The sequence below is a fragment of the Citrobacter sp. S55_ASV_140 genome (assembly GCF_018919505.1).
GTDB classification, from domain to species: domain Bacteria; phylum Pseudomonadota; class Gammaproteobacteria; order Enterobacterales; family Enterobacteriaceae; genus Citrobacter; species Citrobacter werkmanii.
Genome location: NZ_JAHLQZ010000096.1, coordinates 1 through 15,174 on the forward strand (window position 1 = coordinate 1; position 15,174 = coordinate 15,174).

Below are 15,174 nucleotides of genomic sequence, written 5' to 3' on the forward strand. Positions count from 1 at the left end.
GACCTTTTACTTCACGTAATCGGATTTGGCTGAATATTTTAGCCGCCCCAGTCAGTAATGACTGGGGCGTTTTTTATTGTGCGCAAGAAAAGTTTCGCTCACGCCGTAGGCCGGATAAGACGCGCAGCGACGCCATCCGGCATAGCGGGAGATTATTCCCCGTCCTGAACCTCTTCAACCGGTGCCAGTTCACTAAACCAGCTATCCAGCTTCTGACGCAGTTTGTCTACGCCCATTTTTTTCAGTGATGAAAAGGCTTCTACCTGCACATCGCCATTAAATGCCAGCACGGCTTCACGTACCATATTCAGTTGAGCTTTGCGCGCGCCGCTGGCCAGCTTGTCTGCTTTGGTCAGCAGCACCAGAACCTGAACGTTGCTCTCTACCGCCCATAGGATCATCTGCTGGTCCAGATCTTTAAGCGGGTGACGAATATCCATTAACACGACCAGGCCTTGCAGGCTCTGACGTTTTTCCAGATATTCCGCCAGTGCGCGCTGCCATTTGCGCTTCATCTCTTCCGGCACTTCGGCGTAACCGTACCCCGGCAGATCAACCAGACGTTTGCCGTCAACGACTTCAAACAGGTTGATGAGCTGAGTACGGCCCGGTGTTTTAGATGTACGCGCCAGACTCTTTTGATTAGTCAGGGTATTTAGCGCACTGGATTTGCCTGCGTTGGAACGGCCAGCAAAAGCCACTTCGATTCCGGTATCGGAAGGTAAGTGGCGAATATCAGGCGCACTCATCACAAAATGCGTCTGTTGATAATTCAAGTTAGTCAAAGCGGTCCTCTCCATCAATCAAGGCTTTGCAGCGATTATACCTGAACACCAGCAAAAGGCTGGTTTTTCGACGCGTAGCCAGTGTAAGTAAAAACCACTCACTTTGTGAGACATTGCCGATAGTATCTATACGAGATGACAGGGTAAAAAATGACATAGCCTAAATAAATCATATGGTTATGGTTAGGCAGTATTCTTAAAATCCGAAATTGTTACCTTGGTTACTTGTACGTTTAAGCCAAAACGGTAAAGTAGTGCCCATAGCGAGGAAGCTGACAGGATAGACGACTCAGGATGAGGGTCAGGAGCGCCAGGAGGCGAAGACACAGGATTGTCAGGAAGACAAACGTCCGGAGACGTTAGTAAAAGGAAATGGAAACAACACGGAATGTTTCAGGCTAAGGGAAAAACAGGGTGTGTTGATAGCCAACAGGGATAGTAGAGCCCGTAAGGGTTGAGAGTCAGGAAAAAAGGCGACAGATTACTCTGTCGCCTTTTTTCTTTATTTCTGCTAGATTCCGGCGCAAATATATACTGAATAAAAACAGCCAAAGACGAATCATGATGAAACCAACTTCTACACCACGCGGTAAAGGTCCTGCAAAAGCGCGTCGTAAAACACGCGAAGAAATTAACCAGGAAGCTCGCGACCGTAAGCGCCAGAAAAAACACCGTGGCCATGCGGCGGGTAGCCGTGCGTCCGGAAGCGATGGCGCATCTGGTGGCGGAAAGCAAAATAAGCAACAAGATCCTCGTATTGGCAGTAAAACCCCCATTCCATTGGGCGTGACCGAAAAAGTCACCAAACAGCACAAACCGAAGAGTGAGAAACCTATGCTTTCACCACAGGCTGAGTTGGATTTACTGGAAACGGATGAGCGCCTGGATGCGCTGTTGGAACGTCTTGAAGCAGGAGAAACCCTAAGTGCGGAGGATCAGACCTGGGTTGATGCCAAGCTGGATCGCATTGATGAGCTGATGCAAAAGCTGGGTCTCTCTTACGATGATGAGGAAGACGAGGAAGAAGAAGAAAAACAGGAAGACATGATGCGTCTGCTGAAAGGCGGCAACTAACGGTTTTACACCGTGGGTCTTCCCGTCCTGCTTATAACCCTTCCGGTTATATGTTATCTGGTGTGGTTATTCGTTAAACTACAGCGGTTGTCGCGGCGACAGAAGTGGCTGCGCAACCGGCTTATTACTCGCACAGGGGTTAAGCCGGTACGCCGTACCCGCCAGAGACGCCATCGGAAGGAGTGAGCATGTCAGAGCAGCTAATAGACTGGGACCTGGCCCTGATCCAGAAATATAACTATTCCGGGCCACGATATACCTCGTACCCAACCGCGCTGGAGTTTTCTGAAGACTACGGCGCCGAGGCGTTTTTAAACGCTGTGGCGCGTTACCCTGAGCGTCCACTCTCGTTGTACGTTCACATCCCGTTCTGCCATAAACTGTGTTACTTCTGCGGCTGCAACAAGGTTGTGACGCGTCAGCAGCATAAAGCCGATCAATACCTCGATGTGTTAGAACAAGAGATCATTCATCGCGCACCGCTGTTTGCCGGACGCCATGTCAGCCAACTGCACTGGGGCGGCGGCACGCCAACGTACCTGAATAAAGCGCAAATCAGCCGTTTGATGTCGTTGCTGCGTGGCAACTTCAACTTTAATGCGGACGCGGAAATCTCGATCGAAGTTGATCCGCGTGAAATTGAGCTGGATGTACTCGATCACTTACGTGCTGAAGGTTTTAATCGCCTGAGCATGGGCGTACAGGATTTCAATAAAGAAGTTCAGCGTCTGGTTAACCGTGAGCAGGATGAAGAATTTATCTTTGCGCTGCTGAATCATGCGCGGGAGATTGGCTTTACCTCGACGAACATCGATCTGATTTATGGCCTGCCAAAACAGACGCCGGAGAGCTTTGCCTTTACCTTGAAACGTGTGGCTGAGCTAAATCCAGACCGATTGAGCGTTTTTAACTACGCGCATTTGCCAACGCTGTTTGCTGCTCAGCGCAAAATCAAAGATGCCGACCTGCCCAGCGCGCAACAGAAGCTGGATATCCTGCAGGAGACCATCTCGTCACTGACCGAAACCGGTTATCAGTTCATTGGCATGGATCACTTTGCTCGCCCGGATGACGAACTGGCGATTGCTCAACGCAAAGGTGTGCTGCATCGTAATTTCCAGGGGTATACCACCCAGGGGGATACCGATCTTTTGGGGATGGGCGTATCGGCCATCAGTATGATTGGCGACAACTACGCGCAGAACCAAAAAGAGCTGAAGCGCTATTATCAGCAGGTAGACGAGCAGGGGAACGCGTTATGGCGTGGAATTGCGCTGACCCGCGATGACTGTATTCGTCGGGATGTGATTAAGCTGCTGATCTGCAACTTCCGCCTCGACTATGCCGCCGTGGAACAGCAATGGGATCTGAATTTTGCTGACTATTTTGCCGAAGACCTGAAACTGCTGGCGCCGCTGGCGAAGGATGGGCTGGTGGATGTGAATGAGAATGGGATTCAGGTTACGCCTAAGGGCCGCCTGCTGATTCGGAATATTTGCATGTGCTTTGATGCCTATCTGCGCCAGAAAGCGCGGATGCAGCAGTTCTCACGCGTCATTTAGCCGGGTTGCCCGATGGCGCTGCGCTTACCGGGCCTACACGTTGCGACAACCTGTAGGCCCGGTAAGCGCAGCGCCATCCGGCACATTGTCAGCTGAACAGTCCAACCAGCGCCGCGCACAGCACTGCGGCAACCGCAGTTTGTGGCGTATGGCTTTCGACCGCACCGCTCGACAGCAGATTAATCATTGATTCCAGCATGATGACTTCCCCCCGTTAGCCGGGCACGATCATACTTAACTCATCGGAACAGTAAAGCGCAAAATAGCAGCAATTTGCGCTCAATTATCAATCTTTACACAGCGACCGATCGTCACTCCATTCCGAGTTCTTTTAACTTACGCGTCAAGGTATTACGGCCCCAGCCGAGCAAACGCGCTGCTTCCTGTTTATGCCCCTGGGTATGACGCAGCGCGGTGGTCAACAGCGTGCGCTCCATCTCTGGTTGAGCTTCAGAAAGCAAGTTTTGATGACCGGAACGTAATGCCCGGTCTGCCCACTGCGCTAACAGCGTTGCCCAACTGTCCGGCTGCATAGGGGACGGCGCGTCTGGCACGCTGGTTTCAAAAAGCTCGGTCGGCAAGTCCTGAATCAATACTTCCTGTCCGGCAGCCATGACGGTTAACCAGCGGCAGGTGTTTTCAAGCTGGCGTACGTTGCCTGGCCAGGCCAGACGCGTAAGCGCTGCCTCGGTTTCGGGATGTAATTGCTTGGCTTCCACCCCCAGCTCGCGGGCCGCTTCCTGCAGGAAATGACGTGCCAGGCGAGGGATGTCTTCCCGACGTTCACGCAGCGGGGGCAAATGAACGCGTATGACGTTCAGACGGTGGAATAAATCCTCACGGAATTTGCCTTCCTGTACGCGCAGTTCCAGATTCTGATGCGTGGCGGCGATGATGCGTACATCCACCTTCACCGGCGCATAACCACCCACACGGTAGAACTGTCCATCGGCTAATACGCGCAGTAAACGCGTTTGCACGTCCAGCGGCATATCGCCGATTTCGTCGAGGAACAGCGTACCACCGTCAGCCTGCTCAAAACGCCCCTGACGAATGGTATTTGCCCCGGTAAACGCCCCTTTCTCATGACCGAACAGTTCAGACTCGATCAAATCTTTCGGGATGGCCGCCATGTTCAGCGCGATAAACGGCGCTTTGACGCGTGGGCTGTGGCGGTGTAGGGCATGAGCGACCAGCTCTTTACCGGTCCCGGACTCTCCATTAATCAATACGCTGATTGAAGAACGTGAAAGCCGGCCAATAATGCGAAAAACATCCTGCATCGCCGGCGCTTCGCCAATGATGTCGGTCGTTGGACCGTGGATTTGTACATTACGCGGCTGCTGCTGTTCCTGATAATGACTGATGGCGCGTTCGACCAGCGCCACAGCTTCGTCAATATCAAAAGGTTTGGGCAGATAATCAAACGCCCCTTGCTGGTAGGCGCTGACGGCGGCATCCAGATCGGAATGCGCCGTCATTATGATGACCGGAAGCATCGGATGACGCTGTTTGATCTGTTTTAACAGGGTCAGACCATCCATACCCGGCATGCGAATGTCTGACAACAGTACGTCCGGTGTTTTGCTGGCCAGTGCATCCAGTACCTCTTTACCGCTTTCAAATGCGGTACAGCTCAGACCAGCTCCTGCGAGCGCACGTTCTAGCACCCAACGGATGGAACTATCGTCATCAACGACCCAGACTATTCCTCGTTGCATAAACGTCACCTTTATTTCCTGATAGGCAGGTAAACCGAGAACTCGGTATGACCCGGCCAACTGGTAAACTCAATTTTGCCGGAATGCTGATCAATTAAATTACGGGCGATGGATAACCCAAGGCCGGTACCGCCCTCGCGACCGCTGACCATTGGGTAGAACAGCGTGTCCTGCAAATGAGGGGGAATACCCGGGCCGTTATCCTCAACATCGATCCGCGCCGCCAGACGGTAACGCACGCCGTGCAGCGTGAGCTGAAACGCAGTGCGGGTACGCAGTACGATCTCGCCGCCTTCCGGCCCTAACGCTTGCAGGGCATTGCGCACGATATTCAGCAGAACCTGTTCTATCTGGTCCGGGTCGTGCAATAACTCAGGCAGGCTCGGATCGTAATCACGAATTAGCGTAACGTTTTCTGGCACTTCCATCGAAACAAGCGCCACCACACGCTCCGCCACTTTGTGAATACTTTCCGTGATATGCATGCCCGGTTGTTGCGGTCCTAACAGACGGTCGACCAGATTACGCAGGCGGTCGGCCTGCTCAATAATAACTTTGGTATATTCGGTCAGCGCCGGGTCCGGGAGTGCTTTACTGAGAAGCTGCGCCGCGCCGCGTAAACCGCCCAACGGGTTTTTAATTTCATGCGCCAGACCGCGTACCAGATCGCGGGCGGCAATTTGCTGGGCATGCTGGAGCTGTTCCTGACTCAGACGGCGCTGGTTATCCATTGGCGCCATCTCCAGCAAGATAAGGCCATCAGGCAGCCTCTGGGCGGTCACAGAGAGGATATGCGAGTGGCTGTCTATCACCAGCGTCACTTCGTTATCCGTAAAGCCCTGACCAGCTTCCAGGCTCTCACGCATCAGTCCGATGTTTAACGAGAAATAACTCAACAGATCGGGCAGCGGTGTACCAAACAGTTTGCGGGAGCTTTGGGCGAGCAGTTGTTGCGCCGCCGGGTTGGCGTAATGTATCGACAGCTCATCGTCGACGAGTAAGATGCTATTGATTAAAGAATTGAGGATCTGCCCAGCATCGGGCAGCGTGCCGGTTGCCATTCAGCAGTCTCCTGAAAAGTGTTGCACCATTTTAGTGCATTATAGCTTTTTATGGATAAAAAGCGCGAGAAAGCAGGTTGTTAGTGGAGAAAAAAGCCCATCCAGAGATGGGCTAAAAGTTCCACGGCAACTAAAACCTTCGTCTTTCTCCCTACAGCTGTGTTGGCTGCTTTTGCTCACCCCAGTCACTTACTTATGTAAGCTCCCGGGGATTCACTCAATTGCCGCCTTGCTGTAGCAAGAAATCCATTGGTTATTACACCCTCTGCACGTTTTTATGTGAGAGTGTAAAAGTTAAATTAAACGCTGTAGTACAGCTCAAACTCTACCGGGTGCGGCGTCATGCGCACACGGTCATCTTCTTCACGACGCAGCGCAATGTACGCATCGATCGCTTCATTGGTGAACACGCCGCCTGCAGTCAGGAACTCGCGGTCCAGATCCAGTTCTTTCAGTGCTTCTTCCAGAGAACCTGCAACCTGTGGGATCTCCTTCGCTTCTTCAGGAGGCAGGTCGTACAGGTTTTTGTCCATCGCTTCACCCGGGTGGATCTTGTTCTTAATACCGTCAAGACCCGCCATCAGCAGCGCGGCGAAGCACAGGTACGGGTTAGCAGCCGGGTCCGGGAAGCGCACTTCGATACGACGCGCTTTCGGAGAAGCCACTACCGGAATACGGATAGAAGCAGAACGGTTACGGGCAGAGTAAGCCAGCATTACCGGCGCTTCGTAACCCGGGACCAGACGCTTGTAGGAGTTGGTGGTCGGGTTCGCCAGGGCGTTGATCGCTTTAGCGTGTTTGATAACGCCGCCGATGTAGTACAGCGCCTGCTCAGACAGACCCGCATATTTGTCACCGGAGAACAGGTTTACGCCGTTCTTGGACAGGGACATGTGGCAGTGCATGCCGGAACCGTTATCGCCAAACATTGGTTTTGGCATAAAGGTCGCGGTTTTACCGAAACGGTGAGCGACGTTGTGAACCACATATTTGTAGATCTGAATTTCGTCCGCTTTTTTGGTCATGGTGTTGAAGCGGGTCGCGATTTCGTTCTGACCAGCAGTTGCTACTTCGTGGTGATGCGCTTCAACGACCAGGCCCATTTCTTCCATGATCAGACACATGGTAGAACGGATGTCCTGAGAAGAATCTACCGGAGGAACCGGGAAGTAACCGCCTTTCACGCCCGGACGGTGACCTTTGTTACCACCTTCGTATTTGGTGGAGGAGTTCCATGCGCCCTCGATATCATCGATAGCCACGTGGGAACCGGAAATGGACGCGCCGAAACGGATGTCGTCAAACAGGAAGAACTCTGGCTCTGGCCCGAACAGAACGGTGTCTGCGATGCCGGTAGAACGCAGGTACTCTTCAGCGCGTTTAGCGATGGAGCGCGGATCGCGGTCGTAGCCCTGCAGCGTACCGGGTTCCAGGATATCACAACGGATGATCAGGGTGGACTCTTCATAGAACGGGTCAATGAGTGCAGTAGACGCATCTGGCATCAGAACCATGTCTGATTCGTTAATGCCTTTCCAGCCACCGATTGAGGAGCCGTCAAACATTTTGCCTTCTTCAAAGAATTCGGCATTTACCTGATGAGCAGGAATAGTGACGTGCTGTTCTTTACCTTTAGTATCAGTGAAGCGCAAATCAACAAACTTCACTTCGTGTTCGTTCAGCATCGTCAAAACGTGTTCAGCGGACATACTTACTCTCCCGGATTGGTCATGGTCGTCGTGGTAACGAAGTCTTCAATTCTGCAAAAAATTGGCCGTGTCGCCGTAAAAAAGATAAAGCGAAATCTGTGCCAACTTTTAAATTGCCCCTAAAAGGCGTTATCATGCGCACTATCGTGCAAAGGGGCTGCACCATGAAGGATGTATTGCACCATTATAGTGCTTTAATGTGAACATTAAGCACCATATTGGTGCAACACACCTCAGATTACCCCTTTTAACGCTCCGTGAATGTGATCACAAAGAAACTCTGCAATACTTGTTTGCGGAGGATGTTTGTGATCCTGTTTTGTACTGCGATTAATCCGTGTACAATAACGCGCTATTTCTAAAATGCCTGAGGCAAAGTTGTGATCGAAAATTTGCGTAACATCGCCATCATCGCGCACGTAGACCATGGTAAAACGACCCTGGTAGACAAGCTGCTCCAACAATCCGGTACGTTCGATGCACGTGCTGAAACCCAAGAGCGCGTGATGGACTCCAACGATTTGGAGAAAGAGCGTGGGATTACCATCCTCGCTAAAAACACCGCTATCAAATGGAATGACTACCGTATCAACATCGTTGACACCCCGGGGCACGCCGACTTCGGTGGTGAAGTTGAACGTGTAATGTCCATGGTCGACTCCGTGCTGCTGGTGGTGGATGCAATGGATGGTCCGATGCCGCAGACGCGCTTCGTGACCAAAAAAGCCTTTGCCCATGGCCTGAAGCCAATTGTTGTTATCAACAAAGTTGACCGTCCTGGCGCGCGCCCTGACTGGGTTGTTGATCAGGTATTCGACCTGTTCGTTAACCTCGACGCTACCGACGAACAACTGGACTTCCCGATCGTTTACGCTTCCGCGCTGAACGGTATCGCAGGTCTGGATCACGAAGATATGGCGGAAGACATGACTCCGCTGTATCAGACCATCGTTGATCGCGTACCGGCTCCGAACGTAGACCTTGACGGCCCGCTGCAAATGCAGATCTCTCAGCTGGACTACAACAACTACGTTGGCGTTATCGGTATCGGCCGCATCAAACGCGGTAAAGTTAAACCGAACCAGCAGATCACTATCATTGATAGCGAAGGCAAAACCCGCAACGGTAAAGTCGGTAAAGTTCTGACCCACCTGGGTCTGGAACGTATCGAGAGTGATATTGCCGAAGCAGGCGATATCATCGCGATCACCGGTCTGGGCGAACTGAACATCTCCGACACCATCTGCGACCCGCAGAATGTCGAAGCGCTGCCGGCTCTGTCCGTTGATGAACCGACCGTAACCATGTTCTTCTGCGTAAACACCTCTCCGTTCTGTGGTAAAGAAGGTAAATATGTTACCTCTCGTCAGATCCTTGACCGCCTGAACAAAGAGCTGGTGCACAACGTTGCGCTGCGCGTTGAAGAAACCGAAGATGCGGATGCGTTCCGTGTTTCCGGTCGTGGTGAGCTGCACCTGTCTGTTCTGATCGAAAACATGCGTCGTGAAGGTTTCGAAATGGCGGTTTCCCGTCCGAAAGTTATCTTCCGCGAAATCGATGGCCGTAAACAAGAGCCGTTCGAAAACGTAACGCTGGACGTTGAAGAGCAGCATCAGGGTTCTGTGATGCAGGCTCTGGGTGAGCGTAAAGGCGATCTGAAAAACATGAATCCAGATGGCAAAGGCCGCGTACGTCTTGACTACGTAATCCCAAGCCGTGGTCTGATCGGCTTCCGTTCAGAATTCATGACCATGACCTCCGGTACCGGTCTGCTGTATTCCACCTTCAGCCACTACGACGACGTTCGTGCGGGTGATGTGGGTCAGCGTCAGAACGGCGTACTGATCTCCAACGGCCAGGGTAAAGCAGTTGCGTTCGCACTGTTCAGCCTGCAGGACCGCGGTAAGCTGTTCCTGGGTCACGGTGCTGAAGTTTACGAAGGCCAGATCATCGGTATTCACAGCCGCTCTAACGACCTGACCGTAAACTGCCTGACCGGTAAGAAACTGACCAACATGCGTGCGTCCGGTACTGACGAAGCAACGGTTCTGGTTCCGCCGGTTAAGATGACTCTGGAGCAGGCTCTGGAATTCATCGATGACGACGAACTGGTAGAAGTGACTCCAACCTCTATCCGTATCCGTAAGCGTCACCTGACTGAAAACGATCGTCGCCGTGCAATGCGTGGCGCGAAAGAAGAGTAATTAACGCTCTTTCTCAGGTAAGCATAAAAAAGCCGCTGAGAATGGACTGACCTCATAAAGCAGGACAGTTGATGTTAAGCGGCTTACAGAGGCTGGGTTCGGTATTCCACCGGACTCAGGCCTTATAATTTCAGGTTTATCCGTTCGTTATTGTAGTACTGGATATAGTCTTCTATCGCTTTCCTCAGTTCTGTGAGACTACTGAACTGATTCAGATAAAAACACTCCGACTTCAGCGTACCGAAGAAGTTTTCCATCACTGCATTGTCCAGACAGTTACCTTTACGTGACATACTTTGCGTCATGCTCTGCGCCTTTAGCTGTGCCTGATACCCTTCCATGAACGATATTTTTTTATCCTTATCAGATAACGGGGCGACAGCTCTGCCGTCAGCCGCTGTACTGTTTTATGGTTCACCAGCAGCCCCTGCTTTCTTAGGGTGAACGTGATCACGTTTTGAAGTTATGGTGCCAGGTGGAATATTACGCCCGCATTGCATAATTTACTCCAGTCTCAGCAGGTGGAAATTGTGCAGGTGAGTCCGTCACAGGATGATGCTCAGGTCGGGTAATTCTCTCCAATGATGGCTCGATAAATTCGCAGCCATCATTCGCGCATAGTCAAACTTCTTCTTTCCCGCTACAGTTATTCATCCACGGCGAATAAGGAGAAGGGCATGCTCTATATCTTTGATTTGGGTAATGTGATTGTCGATATCGACTTCAATCGCGTGTTAGGCACATGGAGCGATCTGAGCCGTGTACCGCTAGCTTCGCTAAAGCAAAGTTTCAGTATGGGCGAGGCTTTTCACCAGCATGAGCGAGGTGAAATAACCGATGAAGCGTTTGCTGAGGCACTATGCCACGAGATGGCGCTGCCGCTAAGCTACGAGCAATTTTCCCACGGCTGGCAGGCGGTTTTTGTCGCCTTGCGCCCAGAGGTTATCGATATCATGCACAAACTGCGTGAGCAGGGGCATCGGGTAGTCGTCTTGTCGAATACCAACCGTCTGCACACAACGTTTTGGCCGGATGAATACCCCGAGATCCGTCAGGCTGCTGACCATATTTATCTTTCCCAGGATCTGGGCATGCGTAAACCGGAAGCGCGGATTTACCAGCATGTCCTGCAGGCTGAAGGTTTTTCTGCGCATGATGCGGTCTTTTTTGACGATAACACCGATAATATTGAAGGGGCTAACCGGTTAGGTATTACCAGTATCCAGGTCATCGATAAAGCGACCATTCCAGACTATTTCGCGAAGTTGTTATGCTAAAAAATGTTCAGCAACAAGCCAGGCATCATACGCGGCCCGTACGAGCCTGGCTGAAGCTGCTATGGCAGCGCATTGATGAGGACAATATGACGACGTTGGCAGGAAATCTTGCCTACGTTTCATTGCTTTCATTAGTACCGCTTATTGCCGTCGTTTTTGCGCTTTTCGCCGCATTTCCGATGTTTTCCGACGTCAGTATTCAGTTACGCCATTTTATTTTTGCGAACTTTATCCCGGCGACGGGAGACGTCATCCAACGTTATATCGAACAGTTTGTCGCCAACTCGAACAAAATGACCGCCGTCGGGGCATGTGGGCTGATTGTGACGGCGTTATTACTGATGTATTCCATTGATAACGCGCTGAATACTATCTGGCGTAGTAAGCGTACTCGGCCCAAAGTTTACTCTTTTGCCGTTTACTGGATGATTTTAACGCTGGGACCTCTACTGGCGGGGGCCAGCCTGGCGATCAGCTCTTATCTGTTGTCATTGCGCTGGGCCAGCGATCTCAACACGGTGATTGATAACATTCTGCGTATTTTCCCGCTGGTGCTTTCCTGGCTTTCATTCTGGCTGCTTTATAGCATCGTGCCGACCACGCGCGTCGCTAACCGGGATGCGGTTATTGGCGCCTTTGTAGCCGCCGTATTGTTCGAGGCCGGAAAGAAAGGATTTGCGCTCTATATCACGATGTTCCCGTCTTATCAGCTCATTTACGGTGTCCTTGCGGTGATCCCCATTTTATTTGTCTGGGTGTACTGGACGTGGTGTATCGTCTTGCTAGGCGCGGAAATAACTGTCACTCTCGGGGAATACCGCAAACTTAAACAAGCCGCAGAACAAGAAGAAGCAGAGCAACCATGATTGCATTAATTCAGCGCGTAACCCGTGCCAGCGTCACCGTGGAGGGCGAGGTGACGGGTGAAATTGGCCCAGGACTTTTGGTCCTGTTAGGTGTCGAAAGGGATGATGACGAACAAAAAGCGAACCGCCTGTGCGAACGCGTACTCGGTTATCGAATCTTTAGCGATGCCGAAGGCAAAATGAACCTGAATGTGCAGCAGTCAGGCGGCAGTGTGCTGGTGGTCTCGCAATTTACGTTGGCGGCAGATACTGAGCGCGGTATGCGCCCGGGCTTTTCAAAAGGCGCCGCGCCCGATCGGGCAGAAGCGCTGTATGAGTACTTTGTTGAGCGTTGCCGCCAACAGGAAATGAATACGCAAACCGGTCGATTCGCTGCGGATATGCAGGTTTCGCTGGTTAATGATGGCCCCGTGACGTTCTGGTTACAAGTATGAACCAGCTACCGGTGTGGCCGCGGGCAACAAGAGAGAGTACAGCTATGTATCACCTTCGAGTACCGCAAACAGAAGAAGAGTTGGAGCGTTACTACCAGTTTCGCTGGGAGATGCTGCGTAAACCGTTGCACCAGCCAAAAGGCTCCGAACGGGATGCCTGGGACGCAATGGCGCATCACCAGATGGTGGTGGACGAAGAGGGGAATCTGGTCGCGGTAGGACGTCTGTATATCAATGCGGATAACGAAGCCTCTATACGCTTTATGGCCGTTGACCCTTCCGTGCAGGAGAAAGGACTGGGTACGCTGATGGCGATGACCCTGGAATCTGTAGCGCGTCAGGAAGGGGTAAAGCGCGTAACCTGTAGCGCCCGTGAAGATGCGGTCGAATTTTTCGCCAAACTGGGGTTTGTGAGCCAGGGAGAGATCACCACACCGCAAACCACGCCGGTGCGCCACTTTTTGATGATTAAGCCCATCGCTACACTGGACGATATTCTCCATCGCGGCGACTGGTGCGGACAGTTACAGCAAGCCTGGTACGAACATATTCCCTTGAGTGAGAAAATGGGCGTGCGTATTCAACAGTATACCGGGCAGAAATTTATTACGACGATGCCCGAGACGGGGAATCAGAATCCGCACCATACTCTGTTTGCCGGGAGCCTGTTTTCTCTGGCCACGTTAACGGGGTGGGGGCTGATCTGGCTGATGCTGCGTGAACGTCATCTGGGGGGAACCATTATCCTTGCTGATGCACATATCCGCTACAGCAGGCCGATCACCGGGAAGCCTACCGCCATCGCCGACCTGGGCTCGCTGAGTGGCGATCTCGACCGTCTGGCGAGAGGGCGTAAGGCGCGTGTGAAGATGCAGGTCGAGGTATTTGGCGATGACTCGCCAGGCGTCGTGTTTGAAGGCACGTATATTGTGCTACCCGCGAAACCGTTTGGCGCGTATGAAGAGGGCGGGAATGAGGAAGAGTAGCTCCTCTAGCTAAAATGTAATATTGGATTCATTTGCTGATGTAAAATGCGGATTATGAGAATGCCATAATCCGCATTTTGATAAAAAATCGCATGTTGTCGATGATTGTATTGACGGGTACCTTCCTTAATCTCAGAACGGTTGCGCTCCATCAAAGCGTTTTTCTCTAACAGTAAAAAAAGCTGTTCCATCTCAGTAGTGTATTTATCTGCCTGTTGATAACCGAATTTTATCCAGGTGTATTCATAGATAGATTCAAAGTCTTCGACTGCCTGATTAGAGAGTTTATACATTCAGACTGCGCTTTTTCCTTTGCGCGACCTCCTGTAGAGTCAGGTCGCTTGTGCCGCTGTGTATCCCATCCTCCAGCGCGTCGCGTAATGCGCTATTTCGCAATTCTTGTTCCTCCAGTAAACGTAATGCCGAACGGACAACTTCGCTGGTGGAACCATAGCGCCCACTTTCAATCATTTCGTTAACAAAACGATCGAGATGCTCGCCAATTGTAATGCTGGTAGTTCTGGGCATAGGTTTGTCCTCTGTGTTATCTATTCACACAAGATAGCACCCGTGGACGAAAATATGAACAAACTTACTGACCAAGCCGCCAGGCCACATCTCGCATGGCGCTTCGTGCCGCCTGGCTCACACCTGCGAGCTGGAAAAAGCCATGAATGACACCGAGATAGCGCTGGCAAGTGCATTCCACTCCCTGTTCCAGGAACCGTTGATACAGGGCCTCGCCTTCATCGCGCAGTGGGTCGAATTCGGCAGTAATGATGTGCGTGGGTGGCAGACCGGTGAAGTCTTCACGCCAGAGCGGACTGGCTTCAGGATGCAGTGGATCGGTTCGCGGCATATACATCTCGTAGCCTGAAAGCAGCGTGTCACGCGTGATAATGTAATCCTGCCCGTTACGGGCGTAGCTCTCAAATCTGGCGGTGGCGTCCAGCATGGGATAGATCAGCATCAGCTGTGCAGGTTGCCATTGACGGGCGGCTTTCAGGCGTAGCGCGGTGACCAGCGCCAGATGCCCGCCCGCGCTGTCACCGGCAAGCGTAATGTTCGCGCGGTCTATCCCCAGTTTATGGGCATATTTCCAGATAGTATTGGCTCCGGCTTCGGCATCGTTATGTGCTGCCGGGAAGGTGTGCTCTGGCGCAAGGCGGTACTGCACCGCAATTACGCGACAGCCGCTGTAAAAAGCTAACTGCCTTAGCTGGTTATCGTGAGTAGCAAAACCACCGCTGACAAAGCAGCCGCCGTGATAATAGATAACACAGGGTAGCTTTCCCATGGTGTCCCGTGGCGAAACCACGCGAAACGTCATGGCATCAAGTTCAATATCTTCAACCTGGACGCGGGTTTCTGTTTCCCCTGCCAGCATCGTACTGGCGATGTAGCCTGCTCTCCGGTCATCAATATTCTGCTCGCGAGAAGAGGGGCGCCCCACCGCGATAAATTCCTCCACTAACTGCGCAATCCCGCTTTCCAG

15 protein-coding genes and 3 pseudogenes are annotated in these 15,174 nt (G+C 52.0%); 9 read left to right on the forward strand and 9 right to left on the reverse strand.

Translation table 11 applies throughout. The features are described from left to right. Nucleotides 1-152: 152 nt before the first annotated feature. Entirely contained in the window at nt 153-785 is a 633-nt protein-coding gene (gene yihA, locus KQJ18_RS14695) for a ribosome biogenesis GTP-binding protein YihA/YsxC (protein ID WP_216422190.1), read from the reverse strand. 209 nt (nt 786-994) lie between these two features. On the opposite strand from yihA, the pseudogene KQJ18_RS14700 reads away from it, so the two are divergent. The 3 genes and pseudogenes from KQJ18_RS14700 to hemN all read left to right on the forward strand — a co-directional run bounded on the left by KQJ18_RS14700 (nt 995) and on the right by hemN (nt 3,421). Next, nucleotides 995-1,243: pseudogene (locus KQJ18_RS14700) on the forward strand (hypothetical protein). Between the two features lie 103 nt (nt 1,244-1,346). Continuing rightward, a complete protein-coding gene (gene yihI / locus KQJ18_RS14705; RefSeq protein ID WP_038635839.1) occupies nt 1,347-1,859 on the forward strand; it encodes a Der GTPase-activating protein YihI in 513 nt (170 codons plus the stop codon). 188 nt (nt 1,860-2,047) lie between these two features. Then, nucleotides 2,048-3,421 (forward strand): oxygen-independent coproporphyrinogen III oxidase, encoded by a 1,374-nt coding sequence (gene hemN, locus KQJ18_RS14710; RefSeq protein ID WP_216422192.1) that lies wholly within the window; start codon nt 2,048-2,050, stop codon nt 3,419-3,421. Nucleotides 3,422-3,509: 88 nt separating this feature from the next. Here hemN and KQJ18_RS14715 read toward each other — a convergent pair whose 3' ends face one another. The 4 genes from KQJ18_RS14715 to glnA all read right to left on the reverse strand — a co-directional run bounded on the left by KQJ18_RS14715 (nt 3,510) and on the right by glnA (nt 7,912). Beyond that, nucleotides 3,510-3,620, reverse strand: coding sequence for a YshB family small membrane protein (locus tag KQJ18_RS14715; RefSeq protein WP_003028631.1), 111 nt, complete (start codon nt 3,618-3,620; stop codon nt 3,510-3,512). Between the two features lie 112 nt (nt 3,621-3,732). Next, nucleotides 3,733-5,142: a nitrogen regulation protein NR(I) gene (glnG, locus tag KQJ18_RS14720; RefSeq protein ID WP_150344462.1), complete on the reverse strand. Its 1,410-nt coding sequence runs from the start codon at nt 5,140-5,142 to the stop codon at nt 3,733-3,735. An 11-nt stretch (nt 5,143-5,153) separates the two neighbouring features. Continuing rightward, complete coding sequence (glnL, locus tag KQJ18_RS14725) at nt 5,154-6,203, reverse strand: nitrogen regulation protein NR(II) (RefSeq protein WP_038635845.1); 1,050 nt, start codon at nt 6,201-6,203, stop codon at nt 5,154-5,156. A gap of 299 nt (nt 6,204-6,502) precedes the next feature. Then, the gene (gene glnA / locus KQJ18_RS14730) at nt 6,503-7,912 is read right to left on the reverse strand and encodes a glutamate--ammonia ligase (protein ID WP_038635848.1); all 1,410 of its coding nucleotides are present in this window, start codon (nt 7,910-7,912) and stop codon (nt 6,503-6,505) included. Between the two features lie 380 nt (nt 7,913-8,292). Between glnA and typA the strand changes: the two genes are divergently transcribed. Then, nucleotides 8,293-10,116, forward strand: a complete 1,824-nt coding sequence (typA, locus tag KQJ18_RS14735) for a ribosome-dependent GTPase TypA (RefSeq protein ID WP_003028641.1) — start codon at nt 8,293-8,295, stop codon at nt 10,114-10,116. Between the two features lie 122 nt (nt 10,117-10,238). Here typA and KQJ18_RS14740 read toward each other — a convergent pair. Then, nucleotides 10,239-10,448: pseudogene (locus tag KQJ18_RS14740) on the reverse strand (IS3 family transposase); the annotation flags it as partial. Between the two features lie 156 nt (nt 10,449-10,604). On the opposite strand from KQJ18_RS14740, the pseudogene KQJ18_RS24675 reads away from it, so the two are divergent. From KQJ18_RS24675 to fabY, 5 genes and pseudogenes are all read left to right on the forward strand, one after another. Then, nucleotides 10,605-10,688, forward strand: a pseudogene (locus tag KQJ18_RS24675) (hypothetical protein); the annotation flags it as partial. 105 nt (nt 10,689-10,793) lie between these two features. Continuing rightward, entirely contained in the window at nt 10,794-11,393 is a 600-nt protein-coding gene (yihX, locus tag KQJ18_RS14745) for a glucose-1-phosphatase (protein WP_137347101.1), read from the forward strand. Continuing rightward, complete coding sequence (locus KQJ18_RS14750) at nt 11,387-12,259, forward strand: virulence factor BrkB family protein (RefSeq protein WP_085049708.1); 873 nt, start codon at nt 11,387-11,389, stop codon at nt 12,257-12,259. Before yihX ends, KQJ18_RS14750 begins: the two co-directional genes overlap by 7 nt. Beyond that, a complete protein-coding gene (dtd, locus tag KQJ18_RS14755) occupies nt 12,256-12,693 on the forward strand; it encodes a D-aminoacyl-tRNA deacylase (RefSeq protein WP_003825289.1) in 438 nt (145 codons plus the stop codon). The genes KQJ18_RS14750 and dtd overlap by 4 nt, the downstream gene beginning before the upstream one ends. A gap of 44 nt (nt 12,694-12,737) precedes the next feature. Further along, nucleotides 12,738-13,679 carry a fatty acid biosynthesis protein FabY gene (gene fabY, locus KQJ18_RS14760; protein WP_032940213.1) on the forward strand — a complete coding sequence of 314 codons (942 nt, stop codon included), beginning with the start codon at nt 12,738-12,740 and terminating at the stop codon, nt 13,677-13,679. 5 nt (nt 13,680-13,684) lie between these two features. Here fabY and KQJ18_RS14765 read toward each other — a convergent pair whose 3' ends face one another. The 3 genes from KQJ18_RS14765 to KQJ18_RS14775 form a co-directional block, all read right to left on the reverse strand. After that, nucleotides 13,685-13,972 carry a type II toxin-antitoxin system RelE/ParE family toxin gene (locus KQJ18_RS14765; protein WP_087856645.1) on the reverse strand — a complete coding sequence of 96 codons (288 nt, stop codon included), beginning with the start codon at nt 13,970-13,972 and terminating at the stop codon, nt 13,685-13,687. Then, nucleotides 13,965-14,207, reverse strand: coding sequence for a type II toxin-antitoxin system ParD family antitoxin (locus KQJ18_RS14770; RefSeq protein WP_069324888.1), 243 nt, complete (start codon nt 14,205-14,207; stop codon nt 13,965-13,967). Before KQJ18_RS14770 ends, KQJ18_RS14765 begins: the two co-directional genes overlap by 8 nt. 64 nt (nt 14,208-14,271) lie before the next feature. After that, a partial coding sequence (locus tag KQJ18_RS14775; protein WP_253297490.1) for an alpha/beta hydrolase occupies nt 14,272-15,174 on the reverse strand: 903 nt, incomplete at its 5' end.